Origin of the sequence: Streptomyces sp. NPDC019937 (assembly GCF_040631655.1) — a bacterium.
Taxonomy (GTDB): domain Bacteria; phylum Actinomycetota; class Actinomycetes; order Streptomycetales; family Streptomycetaceae; genus Streptomyces.
The window spans coordinates 1-26,960 of record NZ_JBEYAL010000012.1 but is presented as its reverse complement, the minus strand read 5'-3'; the positions used below and the strand labels follow the sequence as shown (position 1 = coordinate 26,960).

Annotated in this window: 22 protein-coding genes and 1 pseudogene; 18 read left to right on the top strand and 5 right to left on the bottom strand. The window is 73.2% G+C overall.

The genetic code is table 11. The features are described from left to right. The first annotated feature begins 71 nt into the window (after positions 1-71). The 4 genes from ABZ562_RS14285 (at position 72) to mutM (ending at position 2,798) form a co-directional block, all read left to right on the top strand. Positions 72-662 (top strand): DUF177 domain-containing protein, encoded by a 591-nt coding sequence (locus tag ABZ562_RS14285; RefSeq protein ID WP_361478057.1) that lies wholly within the window; start codon positions 72-74, stop codon positions 660-662. A gap of 2 nt (positions 663-664) precedes the next feature. Next, the gene (gene rpmF, locus ABZ562_RS14280) at positions 665-838 is read left to right on the top strand and encodes a 50S ribosomal protein L32 (RefSeq protein WP_009714764.1); all 174 of its coding nucleotides are present in this window, start codon (positions 665-667) and stop codon (positions 836-838) included. Between the two features lie 19 nt (positions 839-857). Continuing rightward, positions 858-1,832, top strand: a complete 975-nt coding sequence (gene rnc, locus ABZ562_RS14275) for a ribonuclease III (RefSeq protein WP_361478054.1) — start codon at positions 858-860, stop codon at positions 1,830-1,832. 66 nt (positions 1,833-1,898) lie between these two features. Then, the gene (gene mutM / locus ABZ562_RS14270) at positions 1,899-2,798 is read left to right on the top strand and encodes a bifunctional DNA-formamidopyrimidine glycosylase/DNA-(apurinic or apyrimidinic site) lyase (RefSeq protein ID WP_361478052.1); all 900 of its coding nucleotides are present in this window, start codon (positions 1,899-1,901) and stop codon (positions 2,796-2,798) included. Here mutM and ABZ562_RS14265 read toward each other — a convergent pair. Continuing rightward, positions 2,741-3,190 (bottom strand): helix-turn-helix domain-containing protein, encoded by a 450-nt coding sequence (locus ABZ562_RS14265; RefSeq protein ID WP_361478049.1) that lies wholly within the window; start codon positions 3,188-3,190, stop codon positions 2,741-2,743. The genes mutM and ABZ562_RS14265 overlap by 58 nt on opposite strands. Positions 3,191-3,305: 115 nt before the next feature. Next, positions 3,306-4,091, bottom strand: a complete 786-nt coding sequence (locus ABZ562_RS14260) for a CAP domain-containing protein (protein WP_361478470.1) — start codon at positions 4,089-4,091, stop codon at positions 3,306-3,308. Between the two features lie 273 nt (positions 4,092-4,364). Here ABZ562_RS14260 and ABZ562_RS14255 point away from each other — a divergent pair, with 273 nt between their 5' ends. From ABZ562_RS14255 to ABZ562_RS14240, 4 genes are all read left to right on the top strand, one after another. Beyond that, positions 4,365-4,646: an acylphosphatase gene (locus ABZ562_RS14255; protein WP_055547297.1), complete on the top strand. Its 282-nt coding sequence runs from the start codon at positions 4,365-4,367 to the stop codon at positions 4,644-4,646. Positions 4,647-5,033: 387 nt separating this feature from the next. Continuing rightward, positions 5,034-5,240, top strand: coding sequence for a hypothetical protein (locus ABZ562_RS14250; protein WP_055547295.1), 207 nt, complete (start codon positions 5,034-5,036; stop codon positions 5,238-5,240). Positions 5,241-5,479: 239 nt separating this feature from the next. Continuing rightward, complete coding sequence (locus ABZ562_RS14245; RefSeq protein WP_361478045.1) at positions 5,480-9,412, top strand: AAA family ATPase; 3,933 nt, start codon at positions 5,480-5,482, stop codon at positions 9,410-9,412. 206 nt (positions 9,413-9,618) lie between these two features. Continuing rightward, complete coding sequence (locus tag ABZ562_RS14240; protein WP_361478042.1) at positions 9,619-11,037, top strand: sugar porter family MFS transporter; 1,419 nt, start codon at positions 9,619-9,621, stop codon at positions 11,035-11,037. Positions 11,038-11,078: 41 nt separating this feature from the next. Here ABZ562_RS14240 and ABZ562_RS14235 read toward each other — a convergent pair whose 3' ends face one another. Further along, positions 11,079-12,065 (bottom strand): LLM class flavin-dependent oxidoreductase, encoded by a 987-nt coding sequence (locus tag ABZ562_RS14235; RefSeq protein WP_361478039.1) that lies wholly within the window; start codon positions 12,063-12,065, stop codon positions 11,079-11,081. A 212-nt stretch (positions 12,066-12,277) separates the two neighbouring features. Between ABZ562_RS14235 and ABZ562_RS14230 the strand changes: the two genes are divergently transcribed. From ABZ562_RS14230 to ftsY, 5 genes are all read left to right on the top strand, one after another. Continuing rightward, entirely contained in the window at positions 12,278-12,673 is a 396-nt protein-coding gene (locus tag ABZ562_RS14230; RefSeq protein ID WP_361478036.1) for a hypothetical protein, read from the top strand. Positions 12,674-12,816: 143 nt separating this feature from the next. Continuing rightward, positions 12,817-13,092: a hypothetical protein gene (locus tag ABZ562_RS14225; RefSeq protein ID WP_055557927.1), complete on the top strand. Its 276-nt coding sequence runs from the start codon at positions 12,817-12,819 to the stop codon at positions 13,090-13,092. A 1-nt stretch (position 13,093) separates the two neighbouring features. Then, complete coding sequence (locus ABZ562_RS14220; RefSeq protein WP_361478033.1) at positions 13,094-15,247, top strand: ATP-binding protein; 2,154 nt, start codon at positions 13,094-13,096, stop codon at positions 15,245-15,247. Beyond that, complete coding sequence (locus ABZ562_RS14215) at positions 15,244-15,912, top strand: response regulator transcription factor (protein ID WP_361478031.1); 669 nt, start codon at positions 15,244-15,246, stop codon at positions 15,910-15,912. Before ABZ562_RS14220 ends, ABZ562_RS14215 begins: the two co-directional genes overlap by 4 nt. A gap of 34 nt (positions 15,913-15,946) precedes the next feature. Beyond that, positions 15,947-17,170, top strand: a complete 1,224-nt coding sequence (ftsY, locus tag ABZ562_RS14210; protein ID WP_361478028.1) for a signal recognition particle-docking protein FtsY — start codon at positions 15,947-15,949, stop codon at positions 17,168-17,170. Between the two features lie 104 nt (positions 17,171-17,274). Here the strand turns inward: ftsY and ABZ562_RS14205 are convergent, their stop codons facing one another. Then, positions 17,275-17,949: a bifunctional DNA primase/polymerase gene (locus ABZ562_RS14205; RefSeq protein WP_361478025.1), complete on the bottom strand. Its 675-nt coding sequence runs from the start codon at positions 17,947-17,949 to the stop codon at positions 17,275-17,277. A gap of 442 nt (positions 17,950-18,391) precedes the next feature. Here ABZ562_RS14205 and ABZ562_RS14200 point away from each other — a divergent pair, with 442 nt between their 5' ends. From ABZ562_RS14200 to ffh, 5 genes are all read left to right on the top strand, one after another. Then, entirely contained in the window at positions 18,392-19,897 is a 1,506-nt protein-coding gene (locus tag ABZ562_RS14200; protein WP_361478022.1) for a hypothetical protein, read from the top strand. Between the two features lie 208 nt (positions 19,898-20,105). After that, positions 20,106-21,479, top strand: a complete 1,374-nt coding sequence (locus ABZ562_RS14195; RefSeq protein ID WP_361478019.1) for an ammonium transporter — start codon at positions 20,106-20,108, stop codon at positions 21,477-21,479. Further along, complete coding sequence (locus tag ABZ562_RS14190) at positions 21,476-21,814, top strand: P-II family nitrogen regulator (RefSeq protein ID WP_055557932.1); 339 nt, start codon at positions 21,476-21,478, stop codon at positions 21,812-21,814. Before ABZ562_RS14195 ends, ABZ562_RS14190 begins: the two co-directional genes overlap by 4 nt. Positions 21,815-21,876: 62 nt before the next feature. Then, positions 21,877-24,396, top strand: a complete 2,520-nt coding sequence (locus ABZ562_RS14185; RefSeq protein ID WP_361478015.1) for a [protein-PII] uridylyltransferase — start codon at positions 21,877-21,879, stop codon at positions 24,394-24,396. Between the two features lie 457 nt (positions 24,397-24,853). After that, the gene (ffh, locus tag ABZ562_RS14180) at positions 24,854-26,413 is read left to right on the top strand and encodes a signal recognition particle protein (RefSeq protein WP_361478012.1); all 1,560 of its coding nucleotides are present in this window, start codon (positions 24,854-24,856) and stop codon (positions 26,411-26,413) included. Between the two features lie 67 nt (positions 26,414-26,480). On the opposite strand, the pseudogene ABZ562_RS14175 reads toward ffh, so the two are convergent. Further along, positions 26,481-26,885, bottom strand: a pseudogene (locus ABZ562_RS14175) (SAM-dependent methyltransferase); the annotation flags it as partial. Positions 26,886-26,960: the final 75 nt, after the last annotated feature.

The following is a 26,960-nucleotide window of genomic DNA, read 5'->3' as shown; positions in this document are numbered from 1 at the left end:
TGCCGGGCGGCCCGCCGCAGCGTAGAAAGCAGGAAGCCCTGAACGCCCGCCTCGACCACCGTGCCCCCCTCGTGTTCGACACACGCGAGCTGGGGCGGCGTCCTGGTGCGCTGAAGCGGGTCTCCCGCTCCGTGGCGGCCCCCAAGGACCTCGGCATCGAGGTCATCGGGGTGCGGGAGGGCGCGACCGTGGAGCTTGATCTCCGCCTTGAGTCGGTCATGGAAGGGGTGCTTGTCACAGGCACCGCCCGTGCACCGCTCACGGGGGAGTGCGTAAGGTGTCTGGAGCCGCTGGAGCGAGAGCTCGAAGCGGACTTCCAGGAGATGTACTCCTACCCCGACGCCGACGACCGGAGCCGCGAAGCGGACACCGGCGACGACGCCGAGGAGGAGGACACGCTCTTCCTCGAGGCCGACCTGTTCGACCTCGAGCCCGTGCTGCGCGACGCGGTGGTGCTGTCACTGCCGCTGCAGCCGGTGTGCCGGGAGGACTGCCCCGGGCTGTGTGCCGATTGCGGTGCGCGGCTCGCGGACGACCCGGACCACCACCACGAAGCCGTCGACATCCGTTGGGCGGCATTGCAGGGACTCGCCGAGTCCATTCAGGACGGCGAGAAGGACAACGCCCCCCGCCAGCGCGGGGATGACCCACAGGAGAAGTAGCCGTGGCTGTTCCGAAGCGGAAGATGTCGCGCAGCAACACGCGCCACCGCCGGTCGCAGTGGAAGGCTGCGGTCCCCACCCTGGTGGCGTGCGAGCGCTGCCACGAGCCGAAGCAGCAGCACATCGCGTGCCCGAGCTGCGGCACCTACAACCGCCGCCAGGTCCTCGAGGTCTGATCGGCGGGTGACAGGCTCTATGTCGGACGCCAGCACGCCGTCCCGCAAGCGCGCGGGTGAACCTCGCGGAGGTCATCAGCGCGGCGGCGATACGGTCCAGGCGGACAAGGCCTCGTCCCACACGATCCTGGAAGGGCGGCTCGGGTATCAGCTCGAGTCCGCCCTTCTGGTGCGTGCGCTGACCCATCGCTCCTTCGCGTACGAGAACGGCGGGCTGCCCACCAACGAGCGGCTGGAATTCCTCGGGGATTCGGTGCTCGGCCTGGTGGTCACCGACACGCTGTACCGCATCCACCCGGACCTGCCCGAGGGCCAGCTGGCCAAGCTGCGGGCCGCGGTGGTCAACTCGCGCGCGCTCGCCGAGGTGGGCCGGGGGCTGGACCTCGGCGCCTTCATCCGGCTCGGCCGGGGCGAAGAGGGCACCGGGGGCAGGGACAAGGCATCCATTCTCGCCGACACCCTGGAAGCGGTGATCGGCGCGGTCTATCTCGACCGGGGACTCGACGCCGCCGCCGAACTGGTGCACCGGCTCTTCGACCCACTGATCGAGAAGTCCTCGAACCTCGGCGCCGGCCTGGACTGGAAGACCAGCCTCCAGGAACTGACCGCCACCGAGGGTCTTGGGGTTCCGGAGTACCTGGTCTCCGAGACCGGGCCCGACCACGAGAAGACCTTCACGGCTGCCGCCCGCGTCGGTGGTGTCGCGTACGGCACCGGCACCGGCCGCAGCAAGAAGGAAGCCGAGCAGCAGGCGGCCGAGGCCGCCTGGCGCGCGATCCGCGCGGCCGCCGACGAGGCGCAGACGAAGGCCGAGGCCGAAGCGAAGGCCGGGGCCGAAGCGGAGGCCGGGGCCGAAGCGAAGGCCGCGGCGGAAGCCGAGGCCAAGGCGGAAGCCGGGGCCGAGGCGGAGGCAGCGGCCGGGGCCGAGGCGGTCGCCGAAGGCGCCGAGGCCACGAGCGCCCCGGTCGCGGACTCGGCGACCACCACCCGATAGGCACCGTCCCGGCCCCGGTCACCGACCGGGGCCGGAGTGCCGGTGATCCCTCCTTCAGGAGACACGTTGCCCGAGCTGCCCGAGGTCGAGGTGGTCCGACGCGGTCTGGAGCGCTGGATCAGCGATCGCACGGTCGCCGAGGTCCAGGTGCTGCATCCCCGCGCGGTGCGCCGCCACATCGGCGGCGCGGAGGACTTCGCGGCCCGCCTCAAGGGCCGCCGCACCGGGGCGGTCCGCCGCCGCGGCAAGTATCTGTGGCTGCCGTTCGAGGACACCGCCGAAGCGGTGCTCGCCCACCTCGGCATGAGCGGCCAGCTGCTGGTCCAGCCCGGCGACGCCCCGGACGAGAAGCACCTGCGCATCCGGGTCCGGTTCGCCGACGACCTGGGCACCGAGCTGCGCTTCGTCGACCAGCGCACCTTCGGCGGGCTCTCGCTGCACGGCTCCGTCCCCGGCGACCTGGAGGGGCTGCCGGACGCCATCGCGCACATCGCCCGCGACCCGCTGGACCCCGCCTTCGACGAGGCGGCCTTCCACCTCGCGCTGCGCCGCCGCCGTACGACCGTCAAGCGCGCCCTGCTCGACCAGTCGCTGATCAGCGGCGTCGGCAACATCTACGCCGACGAGGCGCTGTGGCGCGCCCGGCTGCACTACGACCGGCCGACCGCCACCCTCACCCGGCCGCGCTCCACCGAACTCCTCGGCCATGTGCGGGATGTCATGAGCGCGGCGCTGGCCGTGGGCGGCACCAGCTTCGACAGCCTCTACGTCAATGTGAACGGCGAGTCGGGGTACTTCGAGCGCTCCCTCGACGCGTACGGCCGGGAGGACGAGCCGTGCCGCCGCTGCGGCACCGCCATGCGCCGCCGCCCCTGGATGAACCGCTCCAGCTACTTCTGCCCGCGCTGTCAGCGCCCGCCGCGTCCGGCCGGGGCCTCGGCATTCTCGGCGCGCCGCCCGTCGTAAGCCTCCCGGGCGCTCAGCACCTCCGGCATCCGCTCCTCGACCAGGCCGATCAGCGACAGCAGCCGCTCGGCGACCGCGTGCCCCAGCGGGGTGAGCCGGTAGTCCACGCGCGGCGGATTGACCGGCTGGGCCTCGCGGTGCACCAGGCCGTCCCGCTCCAGCGCGTGCAGCGTCTGGGACAGCATCTTCTCGCTGACCCCGTCGACCCGGCGCCGCAGCTCGTTGAAGCGGCAGCCGCTCTCGTGCAGCGCGGTCAGGGTGAGGCCGCCCCACTTGCCGGTGACGTGCTCCAGCGTGGCGCGGGACGGACAGGCGCGCGCGAACACGTCGAAGGCCTCGTCCTCGGCGGCGTCCGCCTCCGGACGGCTCCCGGCGGTGCGTTCACATTCCATGCACATACCATACGCGCAGCGCTCTCCCATGGGTCGCGCTGTCGTCCGGTAAGCGGGCATGACGGGGCGGCCCGGTGTGCGTGACGCGTGACGCCCGGGCCGCCCGTTCGCCGTTCTAGTAGCCGAAGTCCTGGGTCCACCAGGGGCCGTCGTCGCCGAAGTGCGCGCCGACGCCGAGTGTCTTGTACTGGCAGTTGAGGATGTTCGCCCGGTGGTCGGGGCTGTCCATCCACGAGTCCATCACGGCCTGCGCGGTGGTCTGGCCGCGGCCGATGTTCTCCCCGCCCAGGTCCAGGATGCCCGCGAGCTTGGCGCGCTCCCAGGGGTCCTGGCCGTCCGGGTCGAGGTGGTCGAAGAAGTCGCGTATCGCCATGTCGTCGGCGAAGTCCTGCGCCAGCTGGGCGAGTTTCGGGTCCTCGGTCACCGGTTGGCAGCCGACCGTGGCCCGCTCCTGGTTCACCAGGGCGATGACCGCCTTCTCGGCCGCCGCCGCCCGGTCGGGCTTCTCCGGCGGGAGGCTGGGCACCGGATCCGTCGTGGGCGTACGGGACGGAGGGGTCGAGTCCGAGCCCCCGCCGTCCGAAGGGCCGCCGGGTTTGCTGCCGGACGGGGAGCTGGGGCGCTCGTCCGAGGGCGTCGTGGACGGCGTTCCGGCGGGCTTCGAGGGGGTCGCGGAGGGGGGCGTGGACGGCGCCTGCGGGGTGCCGTCGCCGGGGCTCGGCGACGTCCCCGCGCCGCCCGCCGGTAAGCCGGTCCCCGGGTCCTGGGTGTCCGGGCCGGTGCCGGGCGACCCGCCGGCCTGCACCTGCTGCCCGGCGGGCTCGCTGCCGCCGAGACCGGCGGGGCCCGGGACCAACCCGGAGGCCATGGCCACGGCGCTCACCGCGACCGCGGCGGACACACTCAACAGCCCGGTCCTCACCGGTGCGAGAGGGCTACGGCGCGGTCCCCGGTGGCGGCCGGCGCCCACCACGGGCGGCGTCGCGGTTCCGGGGGCAGATCGTCGATGGCGGCCCATCTCCTGCCTTCCTTGTGCACGAGAGCGTCAAATGTGTGGCTCGTGTGGTCAACTCATGTGTCACTCGTGTGAGTGAGTCTCGCTGAGCCGGGACTGTACGCCATGCGGCAGGAGGTGGATGTGCCGAGGCGCCAATTAGCCGGTTAGCGTGCAGACATGAACGACAACGTGCGCCTCACCGCGTGGGTCCGCGGCCGTGTCCAGGGCGTCGGCTTCCGGTGGTTCACCCGGGCCAACGCGCTGCGCATCGGAGGCCTCGCCGGATTCGCCTCCAACCTCTCCGACGGCCGCGTCCAGGTCGTCGCGGAGGGTCCGCGCGCGGGGTGCGAACAGCTGCTCGACTGGTTGCGGGAGGGCGACACGCCCGGGCGGGTCGACGGTGTCACCGAGATCTGGGACACACCGCGCGGCGGCTACGACAGCTTCGAGATCCGCTGAGGGAGCCCCCCGGGGACCCTCGTTCGGCCCTCTTCGGGCACCGCGCTGACCACGCCTTCCGTGCGCGCTGTGAGCAGAAACCGGCTGATGGTTGCGAATGTCGCCGCTCCGTGGAAGGCTGCGGAGCGTAGGAAGATCCCCAACCGCTACGGGCCCTCTGGAGAGCGGGCGGCGCAGCTGCCGCCCCCATGCGCTCTCGGCCCTCGCGGTGCCGGCGGCATGTGATCGTGTTGACCCTCAAACCAATTGGTGAGACTCTGGAAGTCCCCGCGCACCTTAACTTGTCCGCCACCTCAGCACGGCAATATCGGCGGACATCGCGGGTGCGAAATCCCTCACGACCCACCACCGCTTCGGTCGGTCACTCAGTGTGGAGGACCATCCATCATGGCAAAGGCGCTTCTCGGTTACGTCGGCGGCTCCGACCCCCGAGTCCTCGCCGAGATGCGACGGCTTCAGCAGCGCGTTCAGGATCTTGAATCCGAGCTGGTTCGGATTCAGGCCGAAAACGACGCGCTGTCCGCCGCCGCTCGTCACGGCGACTCGCTGCTCGAAAGCATCGACGTATCCCAGGCGGAGCCTGCGCTCGCCTGACCCCAGCCCTCGGGCCGGTCGGGCTGAACCGTCAGCCGCTTGAGAATCTTCAAGGGACGCCTCGGCGTCCCTTCGTCGTTCCCCCGCGTTCTTCCGGCTTTCCCTTACCGACTGATGTGCCCCTCCCCCTCACCGGTGAAACCGATCTTTGAGGAAAGCGGGAAAAAGCCGGGGCGGGCCCGCGGCGCCCCGCGCGCGGGACGATGCCGGACGGGGCCCGGAAGGTAGAGTCCAACGGCGTGCACCTGAAGAGCCTGACCCTACGAGGCTTCAAGTCCTTCGCCTCCGCCACGACGCTCCGCTTCGAGCCGGGTATCACCTGCGTCGTCGGCCCCAACGGGTCGGGCAAGTCCAACGTCGTGGACGCACTCTCCTGGGTCATGGGCGAACAGGGCGCCAAGTCGCTGCGCGGCGGCAAGATGGAGGACGTCATCTTCGCCGGGACCACCGGCCGTCCCCCGCTCGGCCGCGCCGAGGTCTCCCTCACCATCGACAACGCCGATGGCGCGCTGCCGATCGACTACGCCGAAGTCACCATCACGCGGATCATGTTCCGCAACGGCGGCAGCGAGTACCAGCTCAACGGCGACACCTGCCGGCTGCTGGACATCCAGGAACTGCTGTCCGACTCCGGCATCGGCCGTGAGATGCACGTCATCGTCGGCCAGGGCCAGCTCGACGGCGTCCTGCACGCCGACCCGACCGGCCGCCGCGCCTTCATCGAGGAGGCCGCGGGCGTCCTCAAGCACCGCAGGCGCAAGGAGAAGGCACTGCGGAAGCTGGACGCGATGCAGGCCAACCTCGCCCGCGTCCAGGACCTCACCGACGAGCTGCGCCGCCAGCTCAAGCCCCTCGGCCGCCAGGCCGCCGTCGCCCGCCGCGCCGCCGTCATCCAGGCCGACCTGCGCGACGCCCGGCTGCGGCTGCTCGCCGACGACCTGGTCACCCTGCGCGAGGCGCTGCGCGCCGAGGTCGCCGACGAGGCGGAGCTGAAGAAGCGCAAGGAGGCCACGGAGGCCGAGCTGCGCACCGCCCAGCAGCGCGAGGCCGTCCTCGAGGAACAGGTGCGGCAGCTCGCACCACGGCTGCGTGACGCCCAGCAGACCTGGTACGAGCTGTCCCAGCTCGCCGAGCGGGTGCGCGGCACGATCAGCCTGGCCGACGCCCGGGTCAAGAGCGCCACCACCGCCCCCGCCGAGGAGCGGCGCGGCCGCGACCCGGAGGACATGGAGCGCGAGGCGGCCCGCATCCGGGAGCAGGAGGCCGAGCTGGAAGCCGCCCTGGAGGCGGCCGGCCGCGCCCTGGACGACACCGTCGCGCACCGGGCGGAACTCGAACGGAGCCTGGCGCAGGAGGAGCGCCGGCTGAAGGACGTGGCCCGCGCCATCGCCGACCGCCGCGAAGGGCTCGCCCGGCTGCAGGGCCAGGTCAACGCCGCCCGCGGCCGGGCCGCTTCGGCCCGCGCCGAGATCGAACGGCTGGCCGCCGCCCGCGACGAGGCCCAGGCCCGGGCCACCGCCGCGCAGGAGGAGTACGAACAGCTCAAGGCCGAGGTCGACGGACTCGACGCGGACGACGCGGAACTGGCGGAACGCCACGAGGCCGCCAAGCGGGAGCTGGCCGAGGCGGAGACGGCGCTGGGCGCGGCCCGCGAGGCCGTCACCGCCGCCGAACGCGACCGCGCCGCGACCGCCGCCCGCCATGACGCCCTGGCGCTCGGCCTGCGCCGCAAGGACGGCACCGGCGCGCTGATGGCCGCGGCCGACCGCCTCACCGGCCTCCTCGGCCCGGCCGCCGAACTGCTCACCGTCAGCCCCGGCTTCGAGGTCCCGGTCGCCGCGGCCCTGGGCGCCGCCGCCGACGCGCTCGCCGTCACCGACCCCGCGGCCGCCGCCGAGGCGATCCGCCTCCTGCGCACCGAGGACGCGGGCCGCGCCACCCTCCTCCCGACCCGCACCCTCGGCGGCCCGGCACCCGCCGATTCCCGTGAGCGCGCGGAGAACACCGCCGCCGTGCCCGGATCGCGGTCCCCGGCCGCCGCCACACCGGACGAGCCGGGCGTCGGGGACGAGCAGGCTACGGACCACGGCGCGGCCGTGGTCCCGGCTACGCGGGCACCCGCCGCCGACGCGGCCTCCGCCGCTGCCGGTGCGGCCACCGGCGTTCCCACGGCCGCGCACGCGGCGGGGGCGGAAGCGGACGGCGGCGCGGAACCCGGGCCGCACCCCGCCCCGGGGGCGGGCACCAGCGGCTCCGGCGCGGCAGGGGCGGCCGGTGCAGCCGGTGCGCGGCCCGCTCATGCCGTCGTGGCCGCCGCCGAGGGAGCGAGCCCGGGGGAGGCGCCGGTGCGGGTGCCGCGGCCCGCCGGGGGGCCGCCGCGGGTGGCGGCACTGGTGGACGGGCCCGCCGGGCTGGTGGGGGCCGTGCGACGGCTGCTGGAGGGGATCGTCGCGGTCGGGACGCTGGAGGAGGCCGAGGAAGTCGTCCGGGCGCACCCCGAGTTGACCGCGGTGACCGCCGACGGCGATCTGCTCGGGGCGCACTTCGCGCAGGGCGGGTCCGCCGGGGCGCCCAGTCTGCTGGAGGTGCAGGCGTCGGTCGACGAGGCGGCGGCGGAGCTGGAGGAGCTGGCCGTACGGTGCGAGGAGCTGGCCGGGGCGCAGCGCGCGGCGAAGGAGCGGCGTGCCGAGTGCGCGGCGCTGGTGGACGAGCTGGCGGCCCGGCGCAGCGCGGCGGACCGGGAGAAGTCGCAGGTCGCGCAGTCCCTCGGCCGGCTGTCCGGGCAGGCGCGGGGCGCGGCGGGGGAGGCGGAGCGGTCGGCCGCGGCCGCCGCCCGGGCCGAGGAGGCGCTGGAGAAGGCGACCGAGGAGGCCGAGGAGCTGGCGGAGCGGCTGGCGGTGGCCGAGGAGCAGCCGGGGGAGGAGGAGCCGGACACCTCCGTACGGGACCGGCTCGCCGCGGACGGCGCCAACGCCCGGCAGACCGAGATGGAGGCGCGGCTCCAGGCCCGTACCCATGAGGAGCGCGTGAAGGGGCTCGCGGGGCGGGCCGACGCGCTCGACCGGGGCGCGCGCGCCGAGCGCGAGGCGCGGGCGCGCGCCGAACAGCGGCGCGCCCGGTTGCGCCACGAGGCCCGGATGGCGTCGGCGGTGGCGGACGGTACCCGGCAGCTGCTCGCGCATGTGGAGGTGTCGCTCGTACGGGCCGCCGAGGAGCGGGACGCGGCCGAGCGCGCCAAGGCGGCGCGCGAACGCGAGCTGGAGGCCGCCCGCGGCCGGGGCCGTGACCTCAAGGGCGAGCTGGACAAGCTGACGGACTCGGTGCACCGGGGCGAGGTGCTGGGCGCCGAGAAGCGGATGCGGATCGAGCAGCTGGAGTCGAAGGCGCTGGAGGAGCTGGGCGTGGAGCCCGCCGGGCTGATCGCCGAGTACGGCCCCGACCAGCTCGTACCGCCGTCCCCGCCCGCCGAGGGCGAGGAGCTTCCGGAGGATCCTGAGCACCCGCGCAACCGGCCGGTGGCTTACGTCCGGGCGCAGCAGGAGAAGCGGCTGAAGGCCGCCGAGCGGGCGTACCAGCAGCTGGGCAAGGTCAATCCGCTGGCGCTGGAGGAATTCGCGGCGCTGGAGGAGCGGCATCAGTTCCTGAGCGAGCAGCTGGAGGACCTGAAGAAGACGCGGGCGGATCTCCTCCAGGTGGTCAAGGAGGTCGACGAGCGGGTCGAGCAGGTGTTCACGGAGGCGTACCGGGATACCGCGCGCGAGTTCGAGGGCGTCTTCTCGCGGCTCTTCCCGGGCGGTGAGGGGCGGCTGGTGCTCACCGACCCGGACAACATGCTGACCACGGGCGTGGACGTGGAGGCGCGGCCGCCGGGCAAGAAGGTCAAGCGGCTGTCCCTGCTGTCCGGTGGGGAGCGTTCGCTGACGGCCGTGGCGCTGCTGGTGTCGATCTTCAAGGCGCGGCCGAGTCCGTTCTATGTGATGGATGAGGTCGAGGCGGCGCTGGACGACACCAATCTGCAGCGGCTGATCCGGATCATGGAGGAGTTGCAGGAATCGTCCCAGCTGATCGTGATCACTCACCAGAAGCGGACGATGGAGGTCGCGGACGCGCTGTACGGCGTCTCGATGCAGGGCGACGGAGTGTCAAAGGTCATCAGTCAACGCCTGCGGTGACCGCTTCAATACTTGAAGTCAATGGCGCAAAGGGTGCAGCGTAACTTCTTGGCCACCACCTATTGACTTCGAAACTTGAAGGAATAGTCTCTGCAACGTCGCTTTTACCTTTAAGTGGTGGCCGACCCCCCACGGCTCCGCCTCCACCGTCAAGGGTCTGCCCCCCACGTCCGGCAGCGTTGCCGGACGGGCCACAGGAGTTCACGTTGACCACCACCGCGCAGGCACAGGGGTCCGAAGGCCGTAAGGCCCGGCCGGACCATCTCGGCCATGTCATCTTCATCACCGCGGCCGCCGCGATGGGCGGCTTTCTCTTCGGCTACGACAGCTCGGTGATCAACGGAGCGGTCGAAGCCATCCGCGACCGGTACGACATCGGGTCCGCGGCCCTCGCCCAGGTCGTCGCCATCGCGCTGATCGGCTCGGCGATCGGGGCGGCCACCGCCGGCCGGATAGCCGACCGGATCGGCCGGATCCGCGTCATGCAGATCGCCGCCCTGCTGTTCACCGTGAGCGCGGTCGGCTCGGCCCTGCCCTTCGCCCTGTGGGACCTGGCCATGTGGCGGGTGCTCGGCGGCATCGGCATCGGCATGGCGTCGGTGATCGGCCCGGCCTACATCGCCGAGGTCGCCCCGCCCGCGTACCGTGGCCGGCTCGCCTCCTTCCAGCAGGCCGCGATCGTCATCGGCATCGCCGTCTCCCAGCTCGTCAACTGGGGCATCCTCAACGCCGCCGACGGTGACCAGCGCGGCACGATCGGCGGTATCGAGGCCTGGCAGTGGATGCTCGGAGTGATGGTCATCCCGGCCGTCCTGTACGGGCTGCTGTCCTTCGCCATCCCCGAGTCCCCCCGCTTCCTGATCTCGGTCGGCCGGACCGACCGCGCCAAGGAGGTCCTGGCCGAGGTCGAGGGCAAGGCCGTCGACCTGGACGTCCGGGTCGGCGAGATCGAGCAGGCGATGCGCAGCGAGCACAAGTCGACCTTCAAGGACCTGATGGGCGGCCGGTTCGGGCTGCTGCCGGTGGTCTGGATCGGTATCGGTCTTTCGGTCTTCCAGCAGCTCGTCGGCATCAACGTGGCCTTCTACTACTCCTCGACGCTGTGGCAGTCCGTCGGCGTCGACCCGAGCAGCTCGTTCTTCTACTCCTTCACCACGTCGATCATCAACATCCTCGGCACCGTGATCGCGATGATCTTCGTCGACAAGATCGGGCGTAAGCCGCTCGCCCTCATCGGCTCGGCCGGTATGGCGATCTCGCTCGCGCTGGTGGCCTGGGCGTTCTCCGCGGACCTGGTGGACGGCAAGCTTCCGCACGGCCAGGGCGTCGTGGCGCTGGTCGCGGCCCACGCCTTCGTGCTCTTCTTCGCGCTCTCCTGGGGCGTGGTCGTCTGGGTCCTGCTCGGCGAGATGTTCCCGAACAGGCTCCGCGCCGCCGCCCTCGGCGTCGCCGCCTCCGCCCAGTGGATCGCCAACTGGGCCATCACCGCCAGCTTCCCGAGCCTGTCGGACTGGAACCTGTCGGGCACCTACGTCATATACACGGCCTTCGCCGTGCTCTCGATCCCGTTCATCCTCAAGTGGGTGCCGGAGACCAAGGGCAAGGCGTTGGAGGAGATGGGCTAACCCCCCGCCGCCCACTTCTCACCCAAGAGAACTGCCCCGCCTCACTCCTTGAGGCGGGGCAGCACTCGTTCCGCGAACAGCCGCAAGCACCGCCGACCCTCCTCGACCGGCATCCCGCCGCACAGCGGATGCAGCACCAGGCTCGTCTGATCGCCACCCTGCCGCGCGTACGCCACGCACTCCTCGGGCGTGACGATCCGGTAGACACCCTCGCGGCGCAGCGTCTCCACGTCCGCGGCGTGCGAGCGGACCGCCGAGCGCACCGTGCCCGACTGCCACGACGCGTAGGTGCGGGCCTCGTGCAGCAGATGCGTCCCGTACAGCGCCCAGGCCCGGTCCGGGTCCTCGGCGACGTGCAGCAGCGGGGTGACCGCGGGCGGCATCAGGCACCAGCCCTCGGTGCCGTACTCCATCCGCCGCGCGTGGTAGTACCCCTCCAGCTCCGGCAGGTGGGCGCTGGGGAAGAACGGCAGGCCCAGCCGGGCCGCGCGGCGGGCCGCTGCCTTCGAGCTGCCGCCGACCAGCAGCAGCGGATGCGGCTGGGTGTACGGGCGCGGGGTGACCCGCACCGTACGGCCCCGGTACGCGAACGGCTCGCCCGTCCACGCCGCGAGCAGCGTCTCCAGCGCCTCGTCCTGCAGCGCGCCGCGCCCCTGCCAGTCCCGGCCGAGCGCCGCGTACTCCTCGGGCCGGTAGCCGATCCCGGCCACCGTGACCAGCCGGCCGCCGCTCGCCAGATCGAGCACCGCGATGTCCTCGGCCAGCCGCAGCGGGTCGTACAGCGGTGTGATCAGCGCGGAGACGGTCACCGTGATCCGGCGGGTGGCACCGAGCACCGTGCCCGCGAAGACCAGCGGCGCGGGCAGCCAGCCGTTCGCCGCCCCGTGGTGCTCCTCGGTCTGGATGGTGGAGACGCCCACCTCGTCGGCGTAGGCGGCCATCTCGACGGCGGCGCGGTAGCGCTCGGCCAGGACACGCGGCGTGGCGGCGGGATCGACGAGGTTGAGGCGTACGACCGTGACGGCCATGGCGGGAGTCCCCCTTCGTCGCGGAACGGGCGGGAGCGGGCCACCGGACCGTATCTGACGCATCGTCAAATGGCTACGGCGAGGCGCCGGGCGAAACGCGCCGGGCGGAGCCGGGGCGGATGACTCATGCGCCTGGGACGCGGGGCGGGGGATCGTCATCCTGGGCCCGGCGAGCCGGGCCCGACACCGCACCATCACCCGAGGAGGGGCGCATGATGATCAGCACGGGGGAGACGCTCATCACCACATCCGACATCGACGACCTGGTCGGCCGGGTCCGGCTGGGCGCGGGCGACACCCGGGAACTGGAGGCCGCGAAGGACGCGCTCTTCGCGGGCGGACTCACCCCCGCCGAGGCACAGCGCATCCGCCAGCGGCTGATGGTCACCGCGCTGCGCCACGGCGGCGACCTCCTCGCCAAGGTGCTCGGCCGCCTCACCCCGCGCGAGACCGCCATGGTGCGCCGCTACGCCCACCGGCTCGCCAACTACCTGGACACGCTGGACATCTGGGCCGCCCAGCCCGTCATGCTCGCCCTGATGCGCTTCGGAATCCCCTACGACGAGGCCGAATCGATCGCCGTCGCCGTCCTCTTCCAGGTGTGGTGAACCGGACCTGGTGAACCGGAAAGGATGAACGCGCCACCGGAACGCGGGTGCGGGCGGGTCACCGGTTCGAGTGGGGCATGGCGTCCCCGCTGTTCAGAGCCGTGATGCGGGGTAAGGCTCGGGCGAGTACCAGGAGGTTGAAGATGAGACTTTCCCGAATCCGCGCGACCACGGCGCTCGGCCTGCTCGCGGGGACCGTCATGTGGACCGCCAGTGCCTCCCCCGCCACCGCGTCCGGAGGCGGCTGGCGGGAGGAAGGACACTTCGACACCCAGGGCGCCTGCCGGAAGGCCGGGCAGACCGGGGTGGAGAAGAGCAAGTGGGACGAGTACAAATGCCGCCCCGGCCGCAGCGCCAACTACGTGACGCTGTGGGTCCGGGGCGGCGGCGCGCGGTTCGCCGGCCCGACCGCCGGCTGACATGCGGCACGCCCTTCCGAAAGACCGTGCCGTGCAGGCGGCGGGCGGGGTGTCGGCGCTGTTCGTCGTGGTGCTGGCCGGCTGGCTCGCCGGTCTGCTGCGGGTCAACGACCAGTGGCTCGCCCTGTCCTCCACCCGCCTGCGCGGCACCACGGTCCTGACCTCGGTCGCCGTGGGCGTCCCGGTGCTCGGCGTCGGCGTCCTGCTGCTCGCCGAGCGGTCCGCCCGGCGCTACGGCGGAGTGCTGCTGGTGGCGGGTGCCCTGTGGCTGCTGCCCTCGGCCGTCGCCGACCTGCTGGGGCCCGCCGGTCTCGGACCGGCCGGGGCTGCCGTGTCGCTGCTGCTCGCCGTGGCCGGCATGGTCTGCCGCCCGCTGACCGTCCTGCTGCTGCCCCTGTGGCTCTTCCCCCGCGGCGCCAGACGGCGCCGGCCCTGGTGGGCCATGAGCGCGGCCGCCTCCGCCTACTGGCTCGGATACGCCGCGCTGTGGCTCATCAGCGAGCCGCGGGTCGGCGCGGTCACCAACCCCGCCTTCCACACCACGGGCGGCCAATGGGCCTTCGACCACCTCGACACCTACGCGGAGGCGGAACCCTGGGTGCTGCGCACCGTGGCCGTCGCCGTCACGACCGCCCTGGGCTGCCGTGCCGCCGTCACCACCGGCGCCGAGCGGCGCGACTGGGCCCTGCTGGCCGCCGCCTACCCGGCCTGCGTCTCCCTCCTGCTCTCGGAGTGGGGCGAGGGCATGCCCACCATCGCGGCCCGCACCCTCGGCAGCGCGGTCTGGGCGGCCGCCATCTGCCTGGGCGTCGCCCGCACCGGGATCTGGCGGCTCGACCGCTCCACCAGCCACCGGCTCGCCCGCGCCTTCGTCCTCACCTCGCTCGCGGCCGTCGTCGTCTGCGCCGCCGTCGCCGTGCAGGCCGGACTCCCCTCCGTGCGCAACGGGACCACCGTCACCGCCGTCGGCGGCGCCCTGCTGCTGGGCTGGGCCGTGCGGCCTGCCGCACGCTGGCTCACCCTCCGCGTCGAGCGCGCCTTCTACGGGCCCCGGGCCCGGCCGCACGAGGCCGTCAGCGCCCTGGCCGTACGCCTCCAGCAGGCCCCGCACCCCGGCGAGGTGCCCCAGCAGATCTGCCGCAGCGCGGTGGAGGACCTCGGCGTCTCCGGCGCGGCCGTCAGCGTCGACACCCGGGCCGGGCCCCGCCGGCTGGCCGCCGCCGGGGCGCCGCTCACCGGCCGCGTCCAGACCTACCCACTGCGCCACCACGGCCGCACCGTCGGCCGCCTGGAAGTCTCCCGGGACCGCTCCGGCACCCCCGCCGAGCGCGACAGCGGGCTGCTGTCCCTCCTCGCCGACCAGGCCGCCCCCGCGCTCGCCGCGCTGCGGCTGGCCGAGGAGGCCCAGGCCGCCCGTGAGCGGCTGGTGCTCGCCCGCGAACAGGAGCGGCGCCGGCTGCGCCGGGAGATCCACGACGGCCTCGGGCCCCAACTCGCCGCCGTGCGGCTGCGCCTGGACATCGCCCAGACCTCCTGCCCGCCCGGACACCCGGCCCGCGTCCAGCTCTGCGAGGCCGCCGAAACGCTCGCCGAGGCCCTCGTCGAGGTGCGCCGCATCACCGCCGGGCTCGCCCCGGCCGCCCTCGCCGAGCGCGGTCTCGCCGGTGCGGTGCGGGACCTGGCGCGGCGGCTGGGCGTGGACGGGTTGCGGGTGAGCGTGGCCAGTCGGCCCGCCGTGCTGCCCCCGCTGTCGCCGGGCGTCGAGACCGCGGCGTACCGGATCGCGGCCGAGTCGCTCACCAACGCCGTACGACACGCCCGGGCGCGCCAGGTCCGGGTCGAACTGGCCACGGACCCCGACACCTTCGAAACCCTCGACATCACGATCACCGACGACGGCAGCGGACTGCCGGAGACCGCGGTGCGCGGCGTGGGGCTGGCCTCGGTCCGGGAGCGGGCCGAGGAGATCGGCGGCTCCTGCTCGGTCACCGGCTCCGCGACCGGCACCGTGGTGCACGCGGTGCTGCCGCTCACCGGCCCGGGGGAGCCCGGGGAGCACGACGACCCGGAAGAACACCTGGAGCACACCGGATGCAGGTCCTGTACGACGCTCATCACGCAGGCCAAGCCCAGGGAGAGGACGCCCGCCCCGTGACCGCGCCGGTGGGCGCCGCGCAGTGGCGGGTCCTGCTCGTCGACGACCATCCCCTCTTCCGCGAGGGACTGGCCGCGGCCCTCAACCTGGACGACGCCTTCACCGTCGTCGGCCAGGCGGCCCGCGCCGACGAGGCGGTCGCCGAGGCCGGGCGCGCCGCACCCGATCTGGTGGTCATGGATCTCGGACTGCCCGGCCGGTCCGGTCTGGAGGCCACCCGGCGGATCCTGTGCGCCCGCCCCGAGGCGCGGGTGATGGTCATGACGATGTCCGAGGACGACGACAGCCTGCTGGCCGCCGTGCGCGCCGGCGCCCGCGGCTATCTCCTCAAGGGCGCCGGCCGGGACGAGATCCTGCGCGCCCTGCACACCGTGGTGCGCGGCGGCGCCGTCTTCAGCCCGCGCATGGCGGAGCGGCTCGGGGCGCTGCTGGGCGCCTCCGGCGCGGCGTCGGCCAAGGAGGCGTTCCCGACCCTCACCGCGCGCGAACGGGAGGTGCTGGACCTGCTCGCGGGCGGGCTCGGCTACCGTCAGATCGCCCAGCGGCTGGTGGTCACGGACAAGACCGTGCGCAACCACGTGGGCTCGATCTTCGCCAAGCTCCAGGTGCACGACCGGGCCCAGGCGATCGTCCGGGCCCGCGAAGCCGGGCTCGGAGGCGAATGACTCGCTCCGCCGTGTGTCTGATACTGGGTGGGTTATGGAATTCGTCATCCTTGCTGTAGTCATCGCTGTGGTCGCGCTCGCCGCGATCAGCGGGCTCGTGATCAGCAGCCGCAAGAAGAAGCGGCTGCCCCCGGCACCGCCGAGCAGCCCGTCCGTCACCGCGCCGCCCGCCGAACCGCACGTCGGCGAGGAGGCCGAGACCCCGCGCGAGGAACCGCGCAGAACCATCGAAGAGGTGGACCTGCCCGGCGCCCAGGCGCCGGCCGCGCCCGCCGAGGCCGTCCCCGCCGAGCCGGAGGCCCCGCCGGTCGAGGTTCCGGAGCCGACCGCCGGCCGGCTGGTCCGGCTGCGCGCCCGGCTGTCCCGGTCCCAGACGACCCTGGGCAAGGGACTGCTGACGCTGCTGTCCCGTGAGCACCTCGACGACGACACGTGGGAGGAGATCGAGGACACCCTGCTGACCGCCGACGTCGGCGTCGCACCGACCCAGGAGCTGGTCGAGCGGCTGCGCGAGCGGGTCAAGGTGCTCGGCACCCGTACCCCCGACGAGCTGCGGGGGCTGCTGCGCGAGGAGCTGCTGAACCTCGTCGGCACCGAGGCCGACCGCGCCGTGCACACCGAGAGCGGGGTGGGGGCGAACGGCGAGGAGAAGCCGGGCGTCGTCATGGTCGTCGGGGTCAACGGCACCGGGAAGACCACCACCACCGGCAAGCTCGCCCGCGTCCTGGTGGCCGACGGCAAGTCGGTCGTGCTGGGCGCGGCGGACACCTTCCGGGCGGCCGCCGCCGATCAGCTGCAGACCTGGGGCGAGCGCGTCGGCGCCCGTACGGTCCGCGGCCCCGAGGGCGGCGACCCGGCGTCGGTCGGCTTCGACGCGGTGAAGGAGGGCATCGCCGAGTCCGCGGACGTCGTCCTCATCGACACCGCCGGGCGGCTGCACACCAAGACCGGCCTGATGGACGAGCTGGGCAAGGTCAAGCGGGTCGTGGAGAAGCACGGCACGGTGGACGAGGTGCTGCTCGTGCTCGACGCCACCACCGGCCAGAACGGGCTGGTGCAGGCGCGGGTCTTCCGCGAGGTGGTGGACATCACCGGCATCGTGCTCACCAAGCTGGACGGCACCGCCAAGGGCGGCATCGTGGTCGCGGTCCAGCGGGAGCTGGGCGTACCGGTCAAGCTGATCGGGCTGGGCGAGGGCGCGGACGATCTCGCGCCGTTCGAGCCGGAGGCGTTCGTCGACGCGCTGATCGGCGACTGACCTCGCCGGACCCCGCGGTCCCTCATCGCCGGACGGGCTTGAATCCATGGTGGATTCAAGCCCGTCCGGCGTTTCGAGCCCGCCTGGCATGCGGGCAGGGCGTGTCAGACGGCCCCGGCCCGGTGGCTCGCGTAGGCGAGGGTGCCCAGCACCAGCCGGGCGTGCGGCGGCCTGCCCGCCGTGTCGAGGGTCGGCGGGCGCAGCCAGCGCACCGGCCCCAGGCCCCCGAGGTCGGAGGGCGGCGCGGTGATGTGGTCGCCCTTCCCCAGGCAGCGCAGATCGAGGTCGGCGTCGTCCCAGCCCATGCGGTAGAGCAGCTCGGGGAGTTCGGCCTCGGTCCCCGGCGCGACGAAGAACTGGGCGCGCCCGTGCGGGGTGACGGCCACCGGGCCCAGCGGCAGGCCCATCCGCTCCAGCCGCACCAGGGCGTGCCGCCCCGCGTACTCGGCCACCTCCAGGACGTCGAACGACCGGCCCACGGGCAGCAGGACGGCCGCGCCCGGGACCTCCTCCCACGCCGCCGCGGCCGCGTCCAGCGTGGCGCCCGCGGGCACGCCGGGCGCGAAGCCGAGCGGATGGGCGCCGGGGGCGGGACAGTCGGCCGCACCGCAGGAGCATTCGTTTCTGCTGCCGCCCGTGCCGCGCGTGGCCCGGGCGCCCGGCACCACGTCCCAGCCCCACAGCCCGGTGTACTCCGCCACCGTGGTGGACTCGGACGCACGGCCCCGGCGCCGTGAGCCGGACCGCATCTCCCGGATGCCGCCGATCGTGAAGCCCATGCCCCCTCCAACGGGTCGCGCTCTCGATGGTTACGAGCTGGAGCGCACTCATAACACTCCGTCGCCGATGTGGGGCGACGGGCGGTGTGTCGCGGTGTCACGGGTGGTGCGGAACGGCGCATGCGCCCCGCTGTGCACCTCTTCGCGTTCTTCCGGTCGCCCCGTGTCAAGTGAATCGTGTGAATCCGCGATGGGGTTCATTCGAAGGGGTGGCGAATGGTGGCGTTTTCCCGGTCCGCCTCGCGAAGGGCGTGATCGTAGGATTACTTTCGGTGCACGATCCCCGTTGCCGAGCCTGGCCCGGTCGCGGTCCGGTACTTGCCACTGGCAAGGGCCGGTTCCCGCGGCGGACGGTTGATGCGCCGCATGGCGGGGACAACTGACCGTGACAGAGGGCATTCTGGTGGCGGTCCGGAGAGATTCGTGGGATGGGGGCGTTCCGGTGGGCGACAGCGGCGGCGGTGCTGACAAGCGACCCAACGCACAGCTGGGATCGTGGTTCGTGCGCAGCGGCTGGTCGAAGGGGGAGCTGGCGCGCCAAGTGAACCGCAGGGCGCGTCAGTTAGGCGCCCATCACATCAGCACGGACACCTCGCGGGTGCGCCGCTGGCTGGACGGGGAGCAGCCGCGCGAGCCGATCCCGCAGATCCTCTCCGAGCTGTTCTCCGAGCGCTTCGGCTGTGTGGTCGGCATCGAGGACCTGGGGCTGCGCCCCGCCCACCGGTCACCGTCCGTATCCGGAGTGGACCTTCCCTGGGCCGGTCCCGAGACCGTCGCGCTGATCGGCGAGTTCTCCCGCAGCGACCTCATGCTCGCCCGGCGCGGCTTCCTCGGCACCTCCCTCGCACTCTCCGCGGGCCCCGCCCTCATCGAGCCGATGCAGCGCTGGCTGGTCCCCTCGCCGGGCAGGGCGCCCGGCGGCGCGCGCGCCGCGGACAGCGGCCGCTCACGGCGCATCTCCCGGCTCTCCGAGCCGGAGCTGGAGCTGCTGGAGTCCACCATCACGATGTTCCGCGCGTGGGACGCCCAGTGCGGCGGCGGGCTGCGCCGCAAGGCGGTGGTCGGCCAGCTGCACGAGGTCACCGACCTGCTCCAGGAGTCGCACACCGAGGCGGTCTCCAAGCGGCTGTTCAAGGTCGCGGGCGAGCTGGCCGAGCTGGCCGGGTGGATGAGCTACGACATCGGGCTCCAGCCCACCGCCCAGAAGTACTTCGTCCTCGCGCTGCACGCCGCCAAGGAGTCCGGCGACCGGCCGCTCGGGTCGTACATCCTCTCCAGCATGAGCCGCCAGATGATCCACGTCGGGCGGCCCGACGACGCGCTGGAGCTGATCCACCTCGCGCAGTACGGCAGCCGGGAGAGCGCCACCCCGCGCACCCAGGCCATGCTGTACGCGATGGAGGGCCGGGCGTACGCCAACATGGGCCACCCCAGCAAGTGCCACCGCGCCGTCAAGATGGCCGAGGACACCTTCGCCGACTGCGCCGCGGGCGACGGCGACCCGGACTGGATCGGCTTCTTCTCCGAGGCCGAGCTGAACGCGGAGAACGCCCACTCCTACCGCGACCTCGCCTATGTCGCGGGCCGCAGCCCCACCTACGCGAAGCTCGCCGACCCGGTCATGCGCAACGCCGTGCGCCTCTTCGGCGAGGAGACCGACGGGGGCGAGGGGAGCGGGCACCAGCGTTCGTATGCGCTCAACCTGATCGGCATGGCCACCGTCCACCTCCTCCAGAAGCAGCCCGAGCAGTGCGTGAAGCTCGCCGAGCAGGCGCTGCCGCTCGCCCGGCGGATCCGCTCGGAGCGGGTGAACAACCGCCTCCGCAAGACCGTGGACACGGCGGTGCGCCACTTCGGGGACGTGCCCGAGGTCGCCGAGCTGAGCGACAAGCTCGTCGCCATGCTGCCCGACTCCCCCGAGGAGCCGGGCGCCCCCCGGGCCGTCTGAGACCGCCCGGCGGGGGGGTGCCGCACGGTAACGGAGCGGAAGGACTCCGTGCCGTCAATTCATCGGCGCGTAACACGCCCGCGCCCTTCGTCACTGCCGCGAAACATCGAGCGGCATCGGCTGAAACGGCGCTGCGCCAATCTCGTGGCGAATACCGGCCCTTTTGTTTATTGCCCGCCCGGGCCGATTCGACAGCGAGGAGACGCCGATGCCAGTGGGCATCACGACGCTTGCCGCGGACAAGGTCACACCCGACGCCGCGCTCAGCGCGGCCAACACCGGGTTCATGCTGCTGTGCGCCGCGCTGGTCCTGATCATGACGCCGGGCCTTGCCTTCTTCTACGGCGGCATGGTGCGCGTCAAAAGCGTGCTGAACATGCTGATGATGAGCTTCATCAGCATCGGCATCGTCAGCGTCCTGTGGACGCTCTACGGCTTCAGCGTCGCCTTCGACAAGGGCAACGACCTGTTCGGCGGCTTCGACTGGCTGGGCATGCACAACATCGGGCTGACCGAGCTGTGGCCCGGCTACACCATCCCGGTCTACGTCTTCGCCCTGTTCCAGATGATGTTCGCGATCATCACCCCGGCGCTGATCAGCGGCGCCCTCGCGGACCGCGTCAAATTCACCGCCTGGGCGCTGTTCATCGCCCTGTGGGCGACGGTCGTCTACTTCCCGGTCGCGCACTGGGTGTGGGCCGCCGACGGCTGGGCCTTCAAGCTCGGCGTGATCGACTTCGCCGGTGGTACCGCCGTCCACATCAACGCCGGAGCCGCCGCGCTCGGCGTGATCCTCGTCATCGGCAAGCGGGTCGGCTTCAAGAAGGACCCGATGCGGCCGCACAGCCTGCCGCTGGTCATGCTCGGCGCCGGTCTGCTGTGGTTCGGCTGGTTCGGCTTCAACGGCGGCTCCTGGCTCGGGGCCGACGGCGTCACCGCGGCCGCCTTCACCAACACCCAGGTCGCCACCGCCGCCGCGATGCTCGGCTGGCTCGCGTACGAGAAGATCCGGCACGGCTCCTTCACCACCCTGGGCGCCGCCTCCGGCGCCGTCTCCGGACTCGTCGCGATCACCCCCGCCTGTGGCGCGGTCAGCCCGCTGGGCGCGATCGCGATCGGCGTCATCGCCGGTGTCGTCTGCGCCATGGCGGTCGGCCTGAAGTACCGGTTCGGCTTCGACGACTCGCTCGACGTCGTCGGCGTCCACCTGGTCGGCGGCCTCCTCGGCTCCCTGCTCATCGGCCTCTTCGCCACCGGGCGGGTGCAGAGCGACGCCAAGGGCCTGTTCTACGGGGGCGGCCTCGACCAGCTCGGCAAGCAGGCCGCCGGCGCCTTCGCGGTCCTCGCCTACTCCCTGATCGTCTCCGCGATCCTGGCCAAGGCCGTCGACCTGGTGATGGGCTTCCGGGTGGACGAGGACGACGAGGTCGCCGGCATCGACCAGGTCGAGCACGCCGAGACGGCGTACGACTTCGCGGGCGCGGGCGGCGGCACCTCCCTCGGCAGCCTGCACTCGGCGCACCCGGCCGGCCCGGCGAAGAACAAGGACGCGACGAAGGACCCGAAGAAGGTGGACGCGTGAAGCTCATCACGGCGGTTGTGAAGCCGCACCGGCTCGACGAGATCAAGGAAGCCCTCCAGGCGTTCGGCGTGCAGGGCCTGACCGTCACCGAGGCCAGCGGCTACGGGCGCCAGCGCGGCCACACCGAGGTCTACCGGGGCGCGGAGTACACCGTCGACCTGGTGCCCAAGGTCCGCGTCGAGGTGCTGGCCGAGGACGAGGACGCCGATGACCTCATCGACGTCGTGGTCAAGGCCGCCCGCACCGGAAAGATCGGCGACGGAAAGGTGTGGAGCGTCCCCGTCGAGACCGCGGTCCGCGTCCGCACCGGCGAACGGGGCCCGGACGCCCTGTGAGGACGAGCCCCGGAAAGGCGGCCCCCACCGGCCGCACGCCCAGCTGACAGGGAGCAGCCGAGTTGACGGACAGCGCCGAGCCAAGGACGAAGACCACCGACTCGGGCCCCGGCGGCTACGCGGCGGCCCGGCTGCGACTCCTCCAGGAGGAGTCGCGGTCCGGGCCACCGCGCCGCGGCGCGCTCGCCGGGCTCACCGACCAGTGGCTGGCGGCGCTGCTCGCCGGCGGCGCCGAGACCTCCGGCATCACCGGCGGTGTGGCGCTGGTCGCGGTCGGCGGATACGGACGCGGCGAGCTGTCCCCGCGCAGCGACCTCGACGTCGTCCTGCTGCACGACGGCTCCGCCGACCCCTCGGCCCTCGCCGCGCTCGCCGACCACGTCTGGTACCCGGTCTGGGACATGGGGCTGGCCCTCGACCACTCCGTACGCACCCCCGACGAGGCCCGGAAGACCGCAGCCGACGACCTCAAGGTCCAGCTCGGCCTGCTGGACGCCCGCCATCTCGCGGGAGACGACACCCTCACCGCCGGGCTGCGCACCACCGTCCTCGCGGACTGGCGCGCCCAGGCCCCGGCGCGCCTGCCCGAACTGCGCGAACTGTGCCAGGAGCGCGCCGAGCGCCACGGCGAGCTGCAGTTCCTGCTCGAACCAGACCTGAAGGAGGCCCGCGGCGGACTGCGCGACGCCACCGCGCTGCGCGCCATCGCCGCCTCCTGGCTCGCCGACGCGCCCCGCGAGGGCCTGGACGAGGCCCGGCGGCGGCTGCTGGACACGCGCGACGCGCTCCACCTGGCCACCGGCCGGGCCACCGACCGGCTCTCCCTCCAGGAACAGGACCAGATCGCGACCGCGGTCGGCCTGCTGGACGCCGACGCCCTGCTGCGCCAGGTCTACGAATCGGCCCGGACCATCGCGTACGCGAGCGATGTCACCTGGCGCGAGGTCGACCGGGTGCTGCGCGCCCGCTCGGCCGGCCGGCCGCGGCTGCGCGGACTCCTCGGCGGCCGCGGACGCGGCGGCTCCGGCTCCGCGCAGACCCCGGGGGAGCGCAGTCCGCTCGCCGAGGGCGTCGTCGAACAGGACGGCGAGGTGGTGCTCGCCCGCGCCGCGCGCCCCGAGCGCGACCCCGTGCTCCCCCTGCGGGCCGCCGCGGCCGCCGCCCAGGCGGGCCTGCCGCTGTCGCTGCACGCCGTACGGCGGCTGGCCGCCGCCGCGCGCCCGCTGCCGGTGCCCTGGCCGCCCGAGGCCCGGGAGGAGCTGGTCACCCTGCTCGGCGCGGGCGAGTCCACCGTCGGCGTCTGGGACGCGCTGGAGGCCGAGGGCCTGATCACCCGGCTGCTGCCGGACTGGGAACGGGTGCGCTGCCGCCCGCAGCGCAACCCCGTGCACCGCTGGACCGTCGACCGCCACCTCGTCGAGACCGCCGTGCGCGCCAGCGCGCTCAGCCGCCGCGTCGGCCGCCCCGACCTGCTGCTGGTCGCCGCGCTGCTGCACGACATCGGCAAGGGCTGGCCCGGCGACCACTCGGTGGTGGGCGAGACGATCGTCCGGGACCTGGCCGCCCGGATCGGCTTCGACCGCGCCGATGTGTCCGTCCTCGCCACCCTCGTACGCCACCACCTGCTGCTCGTCGAGACCGCCACCCGCCGCGACCTGGACGACCCGGCCACCGTGCACGCGGTCGCCGAGGCGGTCCGCGGCCCCGGCACGCTGGAGCTGCTGCACGCCCTCACCGAGGCCGACGCGCTGGCCACCGGGCCCGCGGCGTGGAGCGCCTGGCGCGGCGCGCTCGTCGCCGACCTGGTCAAGCGGGTCGCCGCCGTTCTCGCGGGGGAGCCCGCGCCGGACCCGGACGCCCCGCAGCAGATCACGGCCGAACAGGAACGGCTCGCCATCGAGGCCCGGCGCACCGGCGGCCCCGTACTGGCCCTGCACGCCCGCCCGGAGGCGCTCCCGGAGGCGCTGCCCCCGGGCGACGAGGCGGCGGAACCGGAACCGATCGGTGTCGAGCTGCTGATCGCCGTCCCCGACCAGTCCGGCGTACTGGCCGCCGCCGCCGGGGTGCTGGCCCTGCACCGGCTCACGGTCCGGGCGGCCGATCTGCGCGCCGTGGACCTGCCGTCGGAACTGGGCGGGACGGACCGCGGCGTCCTGCTGCTGAGCTGGCGGGTGGCGGCCGAATACGGTTCGCTGCCGCAGGCGGCGCGGCTACGGAACGATCTGATCCGGGCGCTGGACGGCTCCCTCGACATCGTCGCCCGGCTCGCCGAGCGCGAGGCCGCCTACCGCAAGTACCCGCGCCGCCGCGGCGTCCACGCCCCGCCCCCGCGGGTGACGGTCGCGCCCGGCAGCTCGCAGCTCGCCACCGTGATCGAGGTCCGCGCCCAGGACGTCCCCGGCCTCCTCCACCGCATCGGCCGCGCCCTGGAGGCCGCCGGTGTCACGGTCCGCAGCGCCCACGTCAGCACGCTGGGCGCGAACGCGGTCGACGCGTTCTACGTCACGGACGCCGCCGGCACCCCCCTCGCCCCGCAGCGCGCGGCGGACGTCGCACACGAGGTCGAGCAGGCCCTCCGCTGACCCGGGCGCCGGCGGGGCGCGGCCGGGGGCGCTGCCCCCTGGAGTTTCGCTGCCGGGTGCGGGCCGGTGGCCGGGTTGTGCCCACCCGTTCCGCCCTGCGGAACGACTGCCCACAACCAGGTCCCTCCGGCGATTGAGGAGCGGGGTGCGGGGCGGGGACGTCCCACTCCTGGCCTTTCCGGCCTGCGAGGGGCCGGGTCCGGGGGCGGAGATGTCCCACCTCCAGCCTCTCCGGCGATTGAGGAGCGGGGTCCAGGGGCGGAGCCCCGGCGGGGGTGTGGCGGCGGAGCCCCTGCCGGGGGACGGGGCGGAGCCCCGGTTCGGGAAGGGGCGGGGTGGGGAAAGACACGCTCCGTCCGAGCGGCGCCCGCCCGGGGGCAGACCGTTACCGCGGCGTGCGGATACCCTTGGAGGCCGACCGCCGACCCGACATCCGACCGAAGGATTCGCGACCACCGTGTTCGATACCCTCTCCGATCGCCTCGCAGCGACTTTCAAGAACCTCCGGGGCAAGGGCCGCCTCAGCGAGGCGGACATCGACGCGACGGCACGCGAGATCCGGATCGCCTTGCTCGAGGCGGACGTCGCGCTGCCCGTCGTACGGGCGTTCATCAAGCAGGTCAAGGAGCGCAGCCTCGGCGCCGAGGTCTCCCAGGCGCTGAACCCCGCCCAGCAGGTCATCAAGATCGTCAACGAGGAGCTGATCGGCATCCTCGGCGGCGACGCCCGCCGCCTCCGCTTCGCCAAGCAGCCCCCGACGGTCATCATGCTCGCGGGTCTGCAGGGCGCCGGTAAGACGACGCTCGCGGGAAAGCTGGGCCGCTGGCTGAAGGGGCAGGGCCACGCGCCGCTGCTCGTCGCGTGTGACCTCCAGCGCCCCAACGCCGTCAACCAGCTCTCGGTGGTCGCCGAGCGCGCCGGCGTCGCGGTGTTCGCACCGGAGCCGGGCAACGGCGTCGGCGACCCGGTGAAGGTGGCCCAGGACTCGGTCGAGTTCGCCAAGACCAAGCAGCACGACGTCGTGATCGTCGACACCGCCGGCCGCCTCGGCATCGACGAGGAGCTGATGCGTCAGGCGGCGGACATCCGCGACGCGGTCAGCCCGGACGAGGTCCTGTTCGTCGTCGACGCGATGATCGGCCAGGACGCGGTGAACACCGCCGAGGCGTTCCGCGACGGCGTCGGCTTCGACGGTGTGGTGCTCTCCAAGCTCGACGGCGACGCGCGCGGCGGTGCCGCGCTGTCCATCGCGCACGTCACCGGCCGTCAGATCATGTTCGCCTCCAACGGCGAGAAGCTGGACGACTTCGACGCGTTCCACCCGGACCGCATGGCGTCCCGCATCCTCGGCATGGGCGACATGCTCAGCCTCATCGAGAAGGCCGAGCAGACCTTCAGCCAGCAAGAGGCCGAGAAGATGGCGGCCAAGCTGGCGAAGGGTCCCAAGGAGTTCACGCTCGACGACTTCCTGGCGCAGATGGAGCAGGTCCGCAAGATGGGCTCCATCTCCAAGCTGCTCGGCATGCTGCCGGGCATGGGCCAGATGAAGGACCAGATCAACAATCTGGACGAGCGGGACGTGGACCGCACGGCCGCGATCATCAAGTCGATGACGCCGGGCGAGCGCCAGGACCCGCACATCATCAACGGCTCCCGCCGCGCCCGTATCGCCCGTGGTTCGGGCGTCGAGGTGAGCGCGGTGAAGAACCTGGTGGAGCGGTTCTTCGACGCGCGCAAGATGATGTCGAAGATGGCCCAGGGCGGCGGCATGCCGGGGATGCCCGGGATGCCGGGCATGCCGGGCGGCGGCAGCGCCAAGCGCAAGGGCAAGCCGCAGAAGAAGGCCAAGGGCAAGCAGCGCAGCGGCAATCCGATGAAGCGGAAGGCCGACGAGCAGGCCGCCGCGGCCCGCCGTGAGCAGGCGGGTCAGCAGGGCGGCGCGTTCGGCATGCCGGGCGGCGGTCAGGGCGGGCAGGACTTCGAACTCCCCGACGAGTTCAAGAAGTTCATGGGCTGAACCGCCCGCGGAACACCGAGTGCGCGGGCCCCTGCCACGGACGGCAGGGGCCCGCGCACCCGTATGTTCAGGCCCGGGCGATCAGATACCGCAGAACGTTCGGCATCCACACCGTCCCGTCCGCCCGCTGATACGGGTGCAGCGCCTCCGCCATCTCCTTGCGCACCTGCGTCGGGTCGGTCGCCCGCTCCGCCGCGTCGAACAGCCCCGTCGACAGCAGCCCGCGCACCGCGCTGTCCAGGTCGGCGTACCCGAACGGGCAGGCCACCCGCCCCGATCCGTCCGGCCGCAGTCCGGCCCGCTCGGCCAGCGTCTCCAGATCGTCCCGGCCGGACGGGCGCCAGCGCCCCGGGGCGCACATCGGGTCGGCGAGCCGGGCCCCCACCCGCAGCACCGACGAGGTGGCGCACCGCTCCGGCGGGCCCCACCCGGCCAGCACCACCGCGCCGCCGCGCGCGGCGGGCGCGGCGGCCCCCCTTTGCGTGGTCACCCCCCCCGCCGGCCCGCCCGGGGGGCCCCGCGGCGGGGGGGGGCGCGGGACGGAAGG

Coding starts and splice junctions, on each gene's coding strand:
- ftsY (WP_361478028.1), top strand. CDS start 15,947: ATGGAATTCGTCATCCTTGCTGTAGTCATCGCTGTGGTCGCGCTCGCC.
- ABZ562_RS14220 (WP_361478033.1), top strand. CDS start 13,094: ATGCGGCACGCCCTTCCGAAAGACCGTGCCGTGCAGGCGGCGGGCGGG.
- rnc (WP_361478054.1), top strand. CDS start 858: ATGTCGGACGCCAGCACGCCGTCCCGCAAGCGCGCGGGTGAACCTCGC.
- ABZ562_RS14250 (WP_055547295.1), top strand. CDS start 5,034: ATGGCAAAGGCGCTTCTCGGTTACGTCGGCGGCTCCGACCCCCGAGTC.
- ABZ562_RS14235 (WP_361478039.1), bottom strand. CDS start 12,065: ATGGCCGTCACGGTCGTACGCCTCAACCTCGTCGATCCCGCCGCCACG.
- ABZ562_RS14195 (WP_361478019.1), top strand. CDS start 20,106: ATGCCAGTGGGCATCACGACGCTTGCCGCGGACAAGGTCACACCCGAC.
- ABZ562_RS14255 (WP_055547297.1), top strand. CDS start 4,365: ATGAACGACAACGTGCGCCTCACCGCGTGGGTCCGCGGCCGTGTCCAG.
- ABZ562_RS14265 (WP_361478049.1), bottom strand. CDS start 3,190: ATGGAATGTGAACGCACCGCCGGGAGCCGTCCGGAGGCGGACGCCGCC.
- ABZ562_RS14230 (WP_361478036.1), top strand. CDS start 12,278: ATGATGATCAGCACGGGGGAGACGCTCATCACCACATCCGACATCGAC.
- ABZ562_RS14205 (WP_361478025.1), bottom strand. CDS start 17,949: ATGGGCTTCACGATCGGCGGCATCCGGGAGATGCGGTCCGGCTCACGG.
- ABZ562_RS14225 (WP_055557927.1), top strand. CDS start 12,817: ATGAGACTTTCCCGAATCCGCGCGACCACGGCGCTCGGCCTGCTCGCG.